Origin of the sequence: Paraburkholderia sediminicola, assembly GCF_902859805.1 — a bacterium.
GTDB lineage: Bacteria > Pseudomonadota > Gammaproteobacteria > Burkholderiales > Burkholderiaceae > Paraburkholderia > Paraburkholderia sediminicola.
Genome location: NZ_CADIKC010000012.1, coordinates 1 through 12,582, shown reverse-complemented (window position 1 = coordinate 12,582; position 12,582 = coordinate 1). Strand labels below are relative to the sequence as shown.

The window sequence follows — 12,582 nt, the reverse complement described above, 5'->3', positions numbered from 1 at the left end:
GCTCCGCATTCGGTGGAGCTTCAGGACAGCAGGGCAGTTAGAAAAGGAGTACGCATGAACACTAGAAACATCCAGACCTTCCTGATGGTTTCGGCCGCATTCTTCGCCATGAGCGCGCCGGTGCGCTCGAGTACAGGCTCGAACAGCGCAGGGACGCTGTCGAACGCGATCACCAGCACGGCGCAGGTCGCGCCGGCACGCATTGCGGTGGAGCGCATTGCACGATCCACGAAGGCCGACGAGGAAGACCAGAATTCGTGATGCATCGCTGAAGCGGCGCATCGGTTGAAAATCGGCCGTTGTCCGGGCATCGGAGAACGGCATAAACGACGAAGGGCGAGGATCGCAAGATCTTCGCCCTTTTTTATGTCTCCCAGATTCCGCGTGGACCGTGAGCCGTTAGATGTCAGGCCTTGTCCTGAACCACGCCACGGCGGATCTGATCCAGCTCGATCGATTCGAACAGCGCCTTGAAGTTGCCCTCGCCGAATCCCTGATTGCCCTTGCGCTGGATGATCTCGAAGAAGATCGGTCCGATCTGGTTTTCGGTGAAGATCTGCAGCAGCAAGTCCTCGGGTGCGCCGTCGATCAGGATCTTGCGCTTACGCAATTCGTCGAGCGGCTCGCCGTGGTTCGGTACGCGGCGATCGACCAGTTCATAGTATGTGTCGATCGTATCGAGCAGCGAGATGTTCGCCGCGCGCAAACCGTCCACCGTGCGGTAGATGTCGTTGCTGCCCAGCGCGATGTGCTGGATGCCTTCGCCGTGGTACTGGTCCAGATATTCCTGGATCTGGCCGGCTACGTCTGACCCTTCCTCATTGATCGGAATGCGGATTTTGCCGCACGGCGAGGTCATCGCCTTCGACTTCACGCCGGTCACTTTGCCTTCGATGTCGAAGTAACGCACTTCCCGGAAATTGAACAGACGCTCGTAGAACTCCGCCCATTCCTGCATGCGGCCGCGATGGACGTTGTGCGTCAGGTGATCGATGTAGGTCAGACCGTGGCCGACAGGGTTCGGATTCGCGCCCGGAATCGGTTCGAAGTCGACGTCGTAAATATCGATGTTGCCGATCGTACCCGGCTCAGCACCGTTCTTGCCGCGCCAGCGGTCGACGAAATAGATCAGCGAGTCGCCGATGCCCTTGATCGCCGGGATGTTCAGCTCCATCGGGCCGGTCTTGTTGTCGAAACCCCAGGCGCCTTTTTCCAGCGCCTGCTGATAAGCCTTCGCCGCGTCCTGCACACGGAATGCGATCGCGCAGATCGACGGGCCATGCAGCCGCGTGAAACGTTGGGCGAACGAATCCTGTTCCCCGTTCACGATGAAGTTGATTTCACCCTGGCGATACAGCGTCACGTCTTTGTGACGATGCCGGGCGACGGCGGTGAAGCCCATCTGCTCGAACAGCTTGCCGAGCGCCTTCGGATCCGGTGCGGTGTATTCGATGAATTCGAAGCCGTCCGTGCCGACCGGGTTTTCCCAAGTTGAAACCTGCATTGTCTGTCTCCATTGAGCGCCGGCGCAGGGTGTGCGAGTTAGCGCGACTGAATGACGCAAGTGTAAAGGCCGGTTGGCGACGAAAACTTGCGAACTTAATCGCGCACCGATACGCTTGGGCTATTTTCTAGCTCAATTTATAAAATGGACGGCAGAAAATGGCCAAAATAGAGATAGACGCCATCGACAGGCGCATTCTGGCGATCCTTCAGGAGAATGGCAGGCTGTCGAATCAGGAGATCGCCGAGCGGATCAACCTGTCGCCGAGCCCGTGCCTACGGCGTATCCGTCGGCTGGAAGAGAGTGGGGTGATTCGCGGCTATGTCGCGTTACTCGATGCGCAAAAGCTTGGGCTCGATCTGCTCGCCTATGTCAACGTGCGGCTGGAGAAGCGCAGCGGGCCAGGGCTCAGTCCGCGTGGCGACACGACGCATGCCGATCTGTTTCGCGCGGCAGTGCAGACGTGGCCGGAAGTGGTCGCATGTCACGCGATGACGGGGGACATGGATTACCTGCTGCGTGTGCAGGTCGAGGATATGGCGCATTTTTCACGCTTCGTGCAAGACCAGTTGCTGCACCATCCCTCTGTCATCGACGTCAAGACGAGCTTTTCGCTAGAGAAGTTCAAGGAGACAACGGCGTTGCCGATTTTGTGAACGCCGGGCCGGGACAAACAAAAAGGGCGGCCAGAAGGCCGCCCTTTGTTCTTCTCCGAAGCGCAAACCGCTTAGGCGGCCTCTGCTGCCGGCATAAACGATTCAAACAACTTCGACGCCTGACGTGCCTGGCGCTTGAGTGCGTAGTCGAACACCGCGGCTTGCTCCTGCAACATCTCGGCGATGATGCTCGTCTGGTCCGCTGGCGACAGGGTTAGATAGGCATCTGCTTCGCCGTACGCGTATTCGATCTTCATGCCGGCCTTCTTCGCGATGTGCATCATCGTCGAATTGCGCGACAGGCAATGCATGTAAAGCGTGGTGACATGCGTATTGCGGCTGCGGATGGCGGCGCGCTCGAAGAGCTTTGAGCCAATACCTTGCCCGCGGACGCTTTCCAGCACGGACACGCCGAATTCAGCGGTGCGCTTGTCGCCTTCGGCCGGCAGATACGCCAGATGGCCGACGCCGGTGAGTTGCAATTGACTGTCGAACACGCCAAAGACCGTGTCGCGCGTGAAATCGATCGCGCGGACGTAGTTTTCGATGACGTGGTTCGGTACGACCTGGCCGAAGCGCAGAAGGCGGTCGTCTTCGCCGAGCGCGAGGAAGTGGGTCAGCAGTCGTTCGCGATCGATGGTGGTGAGCTCACGGACCAGAGCAGGCGCACGACCGCCTGGCTGCAACGGACGATCGTGTGCAATGATCGGCTCAGCGGCGCGGGGTGTAATCAAGTTCATGGTCGGGTTCTCCTTTTAATCGAGCGGCATGGTGCACCGCAAAAACGATTTTAGCGGATATGCTGATTCCGCACTAGGGAAAACCCGTATCAAAAACTGAGGGCAGTGTCTAGAAAGTTAGCGCCCTATTTTTAATGCATTGATTATTAAAGAAAAATAAATTGAACGAGCGTTCGTGGCAAGTTGTCGCGCCTGGACAACTCGTGGCAATTGTTTCCTCTGAACAATGCTGCCCTGCGCAATCAGCCTTGGGCGGAACGCAGTCCGTGATCCACCATATCGACCACCTGCTCGGCGAATTCCCGGTAGCCCATCCGGCCGTCGGGCTTGAGCCAGGTGAACGTCCAGTTGATCATGCCGAACACCATCATCGTTAGCGCGGTCTGGTTTTCGCGTGTGGCGCGTTCCGGGTAGGCGCGCGCCAGTTGCCGCGCAAATGCGGCGACAACGTCGCGCTGGCGGTTGAGGATGACCTCGCGCTGGGTATCGACCAGATACTTCACGTCGTTCAGGAGCGCGACGTGCCGACTGTGCGACGTCTCATACTCGGATAGAAACGCCCGGATCAGCTCGGCGAAAGTGTCCCGCTCGGATAGCCCGCGGCGTTGGCTCGCGCCTTCCACCTCCGCGATGATCAGCATCAGCCGCTTTGTGTAGCGGTCCAGCAGATCGAACAGGATTGCTTCCTTGCTCGCGTAATAGTGATACAGGCGCGCTTTCGAGGTGCCGCTCGCCGCCGCGAGATCGGCCATCGAGGTGCTCGGGTAGCTGGTCTGGGCGAATTTCTCCGCGGCGAGTTCGAGAATCTGGTCGCGTTGGGTTTCGTGGTCGGGGGCTCGGGTGCGGGCCATGGTCGTCTATTTTATTAGTGTGGACAGGGGGCGAGCGCCGCAGACAGCTCCAGCGTGCGCCATGTGCTCGCGTCGCCACGCAGCTTGATACGACGGGTCGCGGCCAGTTCGCGCAAGCGCCACAGCACGATGCTGTCGCTCACCAGATAACAGAGTTCGGCGGTCATCAGTTCAGCTGCCACGCGCGCGGCGGGCTGCCAGTCGCCCGTGGCGTGCTCGAGAATCAACGCGTCCAGATCGGCGAAGTTGCCGCTCGTGAAAGTGTTGTCGCGCCAGCGGCGCGTCTCGCCGTTCGCGTGCTTGGCTTCCTGCCATTCGAGCGCGAGCCGGCTGATGCGCAGAACCGAAATCGGCGCCGCGTCGTGCAGACGCCCTTGCAGGACAGTCGGCGCGAACATGCCAACGGACGTCGCGCGATCTTTGCGGCTGTGCGCCCAGGCGCCCGGATCGGTGAGGTCGCGAATCGACAGACGCACTTCATTCAGCCGTTGTGGGCTGTTGCGCAGGTAGTAGCACACGCGGCGCAGCATCAATTGATCGGCCGCACTTTCGCCGTGCCAGACCACCAGATTCGCGTCGCCCCGCGCGATGTTCTCCAGCGCCGCTGCCTGCTCGCGAAATTCTCGAAGAAAATCGCGCTTTGTGTCCGGGCTGACCCGGTCCCAGAACTCTGCTCGCACGTCGGGTCCGTCGTCGATGCCGCGTAATGGACCGACCGCCAGATCGTCGCGCAGTGCTTGCACGCGATCGTCGCGGTTCGCCTCGGCTAGGGCGGCGCGCAGTGATTCAGCGGCGACATCGCCGTTGGTGAGGTGGATGGTGCTCATCGGCAGTGGCTTGGGCTGGCAAAAAACGCAAATGACGAAAGGGGCCGCTCATCGATCGGGACAGATGTCCGATCGCGAGCGGCCCCTAGTGTAAGCGCATCGCGGACCTGCTGAAAGCGTTGCGGGCGTCGCATGGCCACCCGCTGCGCTCGATTCAACGCTCGTCGTAACTCACCACCACGCGATCGCTGATCGGATGGCATTGGCAGGTCAGCACGAAACCGTCGCGGATTTCGTGTTCTTCCAGGGTGTAGTTCTTTTCCATCTTCACCTCACCTTCGAGCACCTTCGCGCGGCAGGTGCAGCAGACGCCGCCCTTGCACGCATAAGGCAGCGCGAGGCCGGCACGCAGGCCGACGTCGAGCACGCTCACGCCCTGATACGGCAGGCGCAGCTTGCGCCGTTTCCCGTCGAGGACGATTTCGAGGTCGGCGGCCGGGGTGTCGTCGGTGATTTCGACCGGCGGCACGCCCGCTTGCGGCAGCGGCGAACCGAAGCGCTCCACATGCACTTTCTCCGAAGGCACGCCGGCGGCTTTCAGCGCGGCCTCGGCTGCATCCATCATCGGGCCGGGACCGCAGATGAAGGCTTCGTCGATGGCGTCGGCCGGCAGCAGGTTGTCGATGAAGGCGGCACACTTCTCCTGGTCGAGCACGCCGTTGAACAGCTCGACGTCCTGCAGATCGTCGGACAGCACGTGATAGAGCACGAAGCGGTTCATGAAGCGGTTCTTCAGATCTTCGAGCTCTTCCGCGAACATGATCTGATCGACGCTGCGGTTGCCGTACACCAGTGTGAAGGTGCTGCGCGGCTCGATTTCCAGCGTGGTTTTGATGATCGCGAGCACCGGCGTGATGCCCGAGCCGCCGGAGAACGCGATGTACTGCTGGCCCTGGTCCGCGTTGAGATGCGTGAAGAAGCGGCCGTCCGGCGTCATCACGTCGATGGTATGGCCGGGTTGCAGCGTGTCGAACGCGAAGTTCGAGAAACGCCCGCCGCGCACACGCTTGATGCCGATGCGCAGTTCGCCGTCGCGATCGTAATCGGTGACGCCGACGCAGATTGAATACGAACGGCGCGTTTCCTCGCCGTCGATGTGCGTTTTCAGCGTGACGAACTGGCCCTGCGTGAAGCGATAGTGGTCGCGCAGTTCGACAGGGACTTCGAAGGCGACCGAGACCGCGTCGGCGGTTTCGGGCCGCACTTCGCGGATACGCAGCGGATGAAATTGCGGGGTAGCCATATCAGTATGGTTTGAAGTAGTCGAAGGGTTCGCGGCAATCGATGCAGCGGTACAAGGCCTTGCAGGCCGTCGAGCCGAATTGCGCGAGGCGTTCGGTGTGGGCCGAGCCGCAACGGGGGCACGACGGTGCCGGCAGCGCGCGCGGCATGAAACGCAGCACTTTTTCCTGCGCCGGCGCGGCTGAACCACAATTGCCCGTGGGCGGCGCGATGCCATAGGCGCGCAATTTTTCGCGGGCGTCGGCGGTCATCCAGTCGGTGGTCCAGGCTGGCGCCAGCACAGTGGCGATCCGATACGGTTTCAGTTCAGCGACATCGAGCGCATGCGCGACGTCTTCGGCGATCTGCGACATCGCCGGGCAACCGGAATAGGTCGGCGTGATCACGACTTCGAGCGTGCCATCGGCGGCGCGGCGCACGTCGCGCAGAATGCCGAGTTCACGAATCGATACCACCGGGATTTCCGGATCGGGCACCGTTTCGAGCACGGCCCAGGCGCGCTCGAGCGTGGCGTCGGCGGTGGGCATGGCAGTCGAGGTCGTCATCGTAAAGTTCCGTTGGGTTCCGGTTGAGCGCTCGGGTGCGTGCTTACCAGGTGGCGCCGGGATGCTGGCGCGCGAGGCTTTGCATTTCGGCCAGCACGAAGCCCATGTGCTCCGAGTGCTCGCCATGCTTGCCTGCCGTGATGTGCTTGACCGCTTCGGGGAGCTTGAGCGTGGCCTGGTCGAGCGTGGTCTGGACGTCTTCGAGCCATGCTGCCTCGAGGTCCGACGTCAGCGGCCCGATGCCGGCGGCGGCAATGGCTTCTTCCACGGCGTCCGCGCTAAAGAACTCGCGGGTGTACGGCAGCAGATAGTCCAATGCGGCTTGCGCGCGGCGATGCGACTCGTCCGTGCCGTCGCCGAAACGAATCAGCCACTCGCTCGCATGGTGCACGTGATAGCTGGTTTCCTTGATCGATTTCGAGGCGATCGCAGCAAGCTGTTCATCCTTCGATGTCGTAAGGGCAGTCCACAGATGCGCCATCAGCGTCGAGTACAGGAAATTGCGCACGATCGTGACGGCGTAGTCCTTCTCGGCTTGCGCCGTGCCGGCGAGCGGGCCGTAATGCGGCAACTCGGCCAGCGTGTAGTTGGCGAACTCGCGCTCCGCGCGGAAGTACGCGTAGTCATCTTCCGTGCGGCTTTTGCCGGTGAGTTGCTGTTCCAGCGACGCGGCGTGCGTGTACAGCAGGCGCGCCTGGCCGATCAGATCCAGACTCATGTTCGACAGCGCGATGTCCTCTTCGAGGATCGGGCCGTGACCGCACCACTCGGCATTGCGCTGACCGAGGATCAGCGCGGTATCCGCGAGGCGCAGCACGTACTGCAGATGTTGGGGCGTGATGGTCATGGCCGCGCTTACATGTGGTTGACTTCGTCGGGGAGCGTGTAGAACGTCGGGTGGCGATAAATCTTGTCGCCAGCCGGTTCGAACAGCTCAGCCTTGTCTTCCGGCGCGGACGCCGTGATTGCCGAGGACGGCACCACCCAGATGCTCACGCCTTCCTGGCGGCGCGTGTAGACGTCGCGCGCCATGCGCAGCGCCATCGGCGCGTCGGCGGCATGCAGGCTGCCGCAGTGTTTATGGTCGAGTCCCTGCTTGCTGCGCACGAAGACTTCCCAAATCGGCCATTCCTTGTTCATCGCTGATCTCCTGTGTCGACCGGAGTTAGCGCTTTAGCGCTTAGTCCGGTCCCATGCAAAGCGGTCGACCGGAGTTAGCGCTTTAGCGCTTAGTCCGATCCCATGAAATGTGGTTGCTGTTTCTTCCTGGCTTGTCGCCGCGGTTAGGCAGCTTGCTGTTGCGCGCGCTGACGCTGCTTTTCGGCATGGGCAAGGGCGGCTTCGCGTACCCAGGCGCCGTCGTCGTGTGCTTTCACGCGGGTCGCGAGGCGTTCGCGGTTGCACGGGCCGTCGCCATTCACGACGCGCCAGAACTCTTCCCAGTCGATGTCGCCGTAGTCGTGCTGGCCGCGCGCTTCGTTCCACTTCAGATCAGGGTCCGGCAGCGTGACGCCGAGCACCTTGGCCTGGTCGACCGTTGCGTCGACGAATTTCTGGCGCAGATCGTCGTTCGAGATGCGCTTGATGCCCCATTTCGACGACTGGTTGCTGTGGATCGAGTCTTTGTCGCTCGGGCCGAACATCATCAGCACCGGCCACCACCAGCGGTTCACAGCTTGCTGGACCAACTCGCGCTGCGCTTCCGTGCCGCTCATCATCGACATCAGCGCGTCGAAGCCCTGGCGCTGATGGAACGACTCTTCCTTGCAGATGCGGATCATTGCGCGGGCATAAGGGCCGTAAGTGCAGCGGCACAGTGGAATCTGATTCATGATCGCCGCGCCGTCCACCAGCCAGCCGATCACGCCGACATCCGCCCACGTAGGCGTCGGGTAGTTGAAGATGCTCGAATATTTGGCTTTGCCTGAGTGGAGCGCCGCGATCAACTGGTCGCGCGACACGCCGAGCGTTTCGGCCGCGCTATATAGATAGAGGCCGTGGCCGGCTTCGTCCTGCACTTTGGCCAGCAGGATCGCTTTGCGCTTTAGGCTCGGCGCGCGTGAGATCCAGTTGCCTTCCGGCAGCATGCCGACGATCTCAGAATGCGCGTGCTGCGAGATTTGCCGCACCAGCGTCTTGCGGTAGGCCTCAGGCATCCAGTCCTGCGCTTCGATCTTGCCGTCGGCGGCCATGACCGCGTCGAATTGCGACTGCTCGGGCGAACTCGCTGCCGCGTCGAGCGGGGCGACATTGCCGGGGATATCCAGGGATTGCGTGTACATGGGGACGCTCTCAGCGGAAGTTGTCTGTGTGTGCGCAGTATAAACCAACCGACCGGTCGGTTAATAAATTTTTTGAGACGAATGGCTCTTTTCGATAGCGACACCTCGGGCTCGTCGGCGAGGTGTTTCACGAGCGTCGCCGCCCCGCGCCGACACATAACCTATAAAATTGCGAATTGGCCGCGATTTGCGGCCTTCATGCATCCCCCGGTACTCATGTTACGTCTAAGCGAAATTAAACTCCCGCTCGATCACCCCGAAAGCGTTCTCGAAGCCGCCGTCCGCGCGCGTCTCGCTGAACTCGGCGTGGGCGAGGACGGGCTCATCCGATACACCGTGTTTCGTCGCGCGCATGACGCCCGCAAGCGCGCCGACATCAAGCTCACTTACATCGTCGACGTCGAGGTGAAGGATGAAGCGGCCGCGCTCAAGCGGCTCGCCGACGTGCCCCACTGCGCTGTGACGCCGGACATGACGTACCGTTTTGTCGCTAAAGCGCCGGAGCAGTCGACTTCCCCGCGCCCGGTCGTGATCGGCATGGGGCCGTGCGGCCTGTTTGCCGGACTGATCCTTGCCCAGATGGGCTTTCGTCCGATCATTCTCGAGCGCGGCAAGGCCGTGCGCGAGCGCACCAAGGACACTTTCGGGCTGTGGCGCAAGTCGGTGCTCAATCCTGAATCGAATGTGCAGTTCGGCGAAGGCGGCGCGGGCACGTTCTCGGACGGCAAGCTCTACAGTCAGATCAAGGATCCGAAGCACTACGGCCGCAAGGTGCTCGATGAGTTCGTCCGCGCGGGTGCGCCAGAGGACATTCTTTTTCTGAGCCGGCCCCATATCGGCACGTTCCGCCTCGTCAGCATGGTCGAAAAGATGCGCGCGACCATTCACGAGCTGGGCGGCGAAGTGCGCTTCGAGACGCGGGTCGACGATATCGAGATCGAGCAGGGCAAGGTGCGCGGGCTCAAGTTGTCGACGGGCGAGCATCTGCGCTGTGACCACGTGGTGCTGGCGGTCGGCCATAGCGCGCGCGATACCTTCCAGATGCTGAACGACCGCGGCGTCTATATCGAAGCGAAGCCGTTTTCGCTCGGTTTCCGGATCGAACACCCACAAGGGTTGATCGATCGCAGCCGTTTCGGCAAGTTCGCGGGCCACAAGCAACTGGGCGCCGCCGACTATAAGGTCGTGCATCACTGCAGCAACGGGCGCGCCGTTTATAGCTTCTGCATGTGTCCTGGCGGCACCGTGGTCGCTGCGACTTCCGAGCCGGGCCGCGTGGTGACCAACGGCATGAGCCAGTATTCACGGGCCGAGCGCAATGCCAATGCCGGGATTGTCGTCGGTATCACGCCGGACGATTACCCAGGCGGCCCGTTAGCCGGCATTGCGTTTCAGCGCAAATGGGAAGAGCGGGCGTTCGAGTTGGGTGGCGGCAACTATATGGCGCCGGGCCAGTTGGTCGGCGACTTTATAGCCGGGCGGCCGTCCACGTCGCTGGGTTCGGTGGTGCCGTCCTACAAACCGGGCGTGCATCCCACGGATCTCAGCACCGCGCTGCCGGATTACGTGATCGAAGCGATCCGCGAAGCGCTGCCGCAAATGGATAAGAAGATTGCTGGTTTTGCCATGCATGACGCGGTGTTGACGGGTGTTGAGACGAGAACGTCGTCGCCGATTCGCGTGCGGCGCAGGGATGACTATCAGAGCATGAATGTCGAGGGCTTGTATCCGGCCGGTGAGGGCGCAGGTTATGCCGGCGGGATCTACTCGGCGGCCATCGACGGGATCGAAGTGGCCGAAGCGCTTGCGTTGAAGATGGTTGGAGTGCCGGCGGCTTGATGGGCGGTAGGTCTGCGCAAGCACTGAATGGCTGTTGCGCAGATGGGTTCATGTGGGCGAAGCGCGCGCTGTGCATCGTCATGCGAATAACTGCTTCGCCGACATCGCTTTTGAAGTCCCAGTGAGGGAGCTCTTGGGCCGAGCGGGCCGAATACGTACGGTTGCTCGCAGTTCGCCGAGACCCATGCCGCCGCTCGCGGTATGTTCGACGACGTAGCCCCGCGACCAGCCGCGGGTGATCGCCCGATAGGAGTTTGCGCGGTCAGCCGCGACAGCGATGGCGATCGGGCACAATGCACGTTTCGCCTCGAACTTGACCACCCGAATGACCTTTCGCACTCTGGCTGCCGCATGTAGCGCGGCGCTGCTTTGCCAATTCGCCGTTTCCCCGACTGTTTTTGCCGCCGACGCCCCGACGCACTGGGTTACCGCATGGGCTACGGCGTTGCAACCCATTCCCCAACGGTCGGATTTGCCGCCCCTGTATCACGCCCCGGAGGTCGCTGGGCGAACGGCGCGCCAGATCGTCTATCCGACGTTGTCCGGAAAAACCGCACGAGTCCATCTCAGCAACGAATACGGCAAGACGGCGCTCGTCATCGACGAGCTGCGCATTGCGCGCTCGGCCGGCGGCGCGGCGGCGCTGGGCAATGGGAACGCGCGGGTGACGTTCGGTGGCAAGAGCTCGGTGAGCGTACCGCCGGGCGCCGAGTTGGACAGCGATCCTGTTGTGATCGACATCGCCGAGGGCGCACCTTACGCGATCAGTGCGTTCATGGGGCCAGAGCAGCGGATCGTGGCATGGCACCGGGTCTCGAATCAGCTGAATTACGTTTCTGCACCGGGTAATCACACTGCCGATACTTCCGCTGACTCGTTTCGTGGCCGTTTCACGCAATACGTGTGGGTGACGGGTTTGTCGGTGGATGCGCCGTCGTCGGCCGCTGTCGCCGCGATCGGTGATTCGATCACCGACGGTATGCGTTCGAGCCTGAATCAGAACCGGCGCTGGCCGGACGCGCTGGCTCGCCGGTTTGCCAGCACTGGCGACCACTCGACGGCGATCGTTAATCTTGGCATCAGCGGCAATCGCTTGTTGAGCGACTCGCCGTGCTACGGCGACGCGCTTGTCCGGCGTTTCGACCGGGACGTGCTGGAGCGCCCGGGCGTGAAGACGGCGATTCTGCTGATCGGAATCAACGACATCAACTTCGCGGAGATGCCGGCGCGTAGCGGCCTCGACTGCGACTTTCCGCATACCTCGGTGACAGCCGCCGATCTGATCGCCGGCTACCAGCGAGTGATTGCGGATGCACGGCGCCGTGGCGTCAAGGTGTTCGGCGCAACGTTGACGCCGGCATCGCTGCCGGCGCCGCGGGAGAGTATCCGGCTGGCGGTCAATCAGTGGATTCGAAGCAGCCACGCTTTCGACGGTGTTGTCGATTTTGACGCTGCGCTACGCGACCCGGCGCAACCGAGTCGCTTGCAGCGCGCCTTTGACAGTGGTGACCATATCCATCCCAGCGACGCAGGGTACACCGCAATGGCCGACGCGGTTCCGGTGGCGGCTGTAGTGAATTCGACCCGGAAGTGAGTCGCCAAAAAAAGATTTTCGTCAAAGCCTTGTCACATGACTGATGTTCGCCTATAGTTCGCCTCCTCGTTTGCGAACGAGGGCCGCGGCGGAAACCAGCGGCTGTAGCGTCAACAAGGTTTTAAGCGAAAGCGAAAAAATGTTGTTGACGAAACGAAAAAGAGCCTTCATAATCTCGTTTCTCTGCTGCTGATGCAGCGACGCAGAACGAAGCGGTGCCGGGTGGTTGAAGTGAGGCGCGGGTTCGGTAGTGAATGCGTAAGCGATCTTTAAAAATTAACAGCCGATAAGTGTGGGCGCTTGATGCGCGACGCGCTGGTGGACTCTTCGGGGTCTGCCGGAAGCGAAAGTATCAAGTCTCACACTAGTATTAAAGGAAGGTTTTCCTGTCGGGGTGGATTCACGCCGGCAGGATGATCATTCGTCAGTACGTTGAGTGAGCGACCGGGTTCGAAAGAGCCCGAAAAACAGTAACAGGTTTGAACTGAAGAGTTTGATCCTG

At 61.5% G+C, this 12,582-nt stretch carries 13 protein-coding genes; 4 read left to right on the top strand and 9 right to left on the bottom strand.

The genetic code is table 11. The features are described from left to right. The first annotated feature begins 54 nt into the window (after positions 1 to 54). A complete protein-coding gene (locus R8871_RS31305) occupies positions 55 to 261 on the top strand; it encodes a hypothetical protein (protein WP_093641101.1) in 207 nt (68 codons plus the stop codon). A 145-nt stretch (positions 262 to 406) separates the two neighbouring features. On the opposite strand, the gene hppD is transcribed toward R8871_RS31305, so the two are convergent. Then, complete coding sequence (gene hppD / locus R8871_RS31300) at positions 407 to 1,504, bottom strand: 4-hydroxyphenylpyruvate dioxygenase (protein ID WP_175053927.1); 1,098 nt, start codon at positions 1,502 to 1,504, stop codon at positions 407 to 409. A 158-nt stretch (positions 1,505 to 1,662) separates the two neighbouring features. On the opposite strand from hppD, the gene R8871_RS31295 reads away from it, so the two are divergent. Continuing rightward, the gene (locus R8871_RS31295) at positions 1,663 to 2,160 is read left to right on the top strand and encodes an Lrp/AsnC family transcriptional regulator (protein ID WP_054043236.1); all 498 of its coding nucleotides are present in this window, start codon (positions 1,663 to 1,665) and stop codon (positions 2,158 to 2,160) included. Between the two features lie 71 nt (positions 2,161 to 2,231). Here R8871_RS31295 and R8871_RS31290 read toward each other — a convergent pair whose 3' ends face one another. From R8871_RS31290 to paaA, 8 genes are all read right to left on the bottom strand, one after another. Next, positions 2,232 to 2,900 carry a GNAT family N-acetyltransferase gene (locus R8871_RS31290; RefSeq protein ID WP_175053926.1) on the bottom strand — a complete coding sequence of 223 codons (669 nt, stop codon included), beginning with the start codon at positions 2,898 to 2,900 and terminating at the stop codon, positions 2,232 to 2,234. A gap of 242 nt (positions 2,901 to 3,142) precedes the next feature. Continuing rightward, positions 3,143 to 3,751 carry a TetR/AcrR family transcriptional regulator gene (locus R8871_RS31285; protein WP_175053925.1) on the bottom strand — a complete coding sequence of 203 codons (609 nt, stop codon included), beginning with the start codon at positions 3,749 to 3,751 and terminating at the stop codon, positions 3,143 to 3,145. A gap of 14 nt (positions 3,752 to 3,765) precedes the next feature. Beyond that, positions 3,766 to 4,578 carry a DUF1835 domain-containing protein gene (locus tag R8871_RS31280; RefSeq protein ID WP_175053924.1) on the bottom strand — a complete coding sequence of 271 codons (813 nt, stop codon included), beginning with the start codon at positions 4,576 to 4,578 and terminating at the stop codon, positions 3,766 to 3,768. 154 nt (positions 4,579 to 4,732) lie between these two features. Next, the gene (gene paaE / locus R8871_RS31275; RefSeq protein ID WP_175053923.1) at positions 4,733 to 5,821 is read right to left on the bottom strand and encodes a 1,2-phenylacetyl-CoA epoxidase subunit PaaE; all 1,089 of its coding nucleotides are present in this window, start codon (positions 5,819 to 5,821) and stop codon (positions 4,733 to 4,735) included. 1 nt (position 5,822) lies between these two features. Then, positions 5,823 to 6,365: a 1,2-phenylacetyl-CoA epoxidase subunit PaaD gene (gene paaD, locus R8871_RS31270; RefSeq protein WP_175053922.1), complete on the bottom strand. Its 543-nt coding sequence runs from the start codon at positions 6,363 to 6,365 to the stop codon at positions 5,823 to 5,825. Positions 6,366 to 6,408: 43 nt separating this feature from the next. Continuing rightward, entirely contained in the window at positions 6,409 to 7,212 is an 804-nt protein-coding gene (gene paaC, locus R8871_RS31265; RefSeq protein ID WP_175053921.1) for a 1,2-phenylacetyl-CoA epoxidase subunit PaaC, read from the bottom strand. Between the two features lie 8 nt (positions 7,213 to 7,220). After that, positions 7,221 to 7,505, bottom strand: a complete 285-nt coding sequence (paaB, locus tag R8871_RS31260; protein WP_007179854.1) for a 1,2-phenylacetyl-CoA epoxidase subunit PaaB — start codon at positions 7,503 to 7,505, stop codon at positions 7,221 to 7,223. Positions 7,506 to 7,648: 143 nt separating this feature from the next. After that, positions 7,649 to 8,647 (bottom strand): 1,2-phenylacetyl-CoA epoxidase subunit PaaA, encoded by a 999-nt coding sequence (paaA, locus tag R8871_RS31255; protein ID WP_154567288.1) that lies wholly within the window; start codon positions 8,645 to 8,647, stop codon positions 7,649 to 7,651. Between the two features lie 216 nt (positions 8,648 to 8,863). Between paaA and R8871_RS31250 the strand changes: the two genes are divergently transcribed. Together R8871_RS31250 and R8871_RS31245 are read left to right on the top strand one after the other, a co-directional pair. Continuing rightward, the gene (locus R8871_RS31250) at positions 8,864 to 10,486 is read left to right on the top strand and encodes an NAD(P)/FAD-dependent oxidoreductase (RefSeq protein WP_175053920.1); all 1,623 of its coding nucleotides are present in this window, start codon (positions 8,864 to 8,866) and stop codon (positions 10,484 to 10,486) included. Between the two features lie 325 nt (positions 10,487 to 10,811). Continuing rightward, positions 10,812 to 12,080 (top strand): SGNH/GDSL hydrolase family protein, encoded by a 1,269-nt coding sequence (locus R8871_RS31245; RefSeq protein WP_175053919.1) that lies wholly within the window; start codon positions 10,812 to 10,814, stop codon positions 12,078 to 12,080. The last annotated feature ends 502 nt before the right edge of the window (positions 12,081 to 12,582 follow it).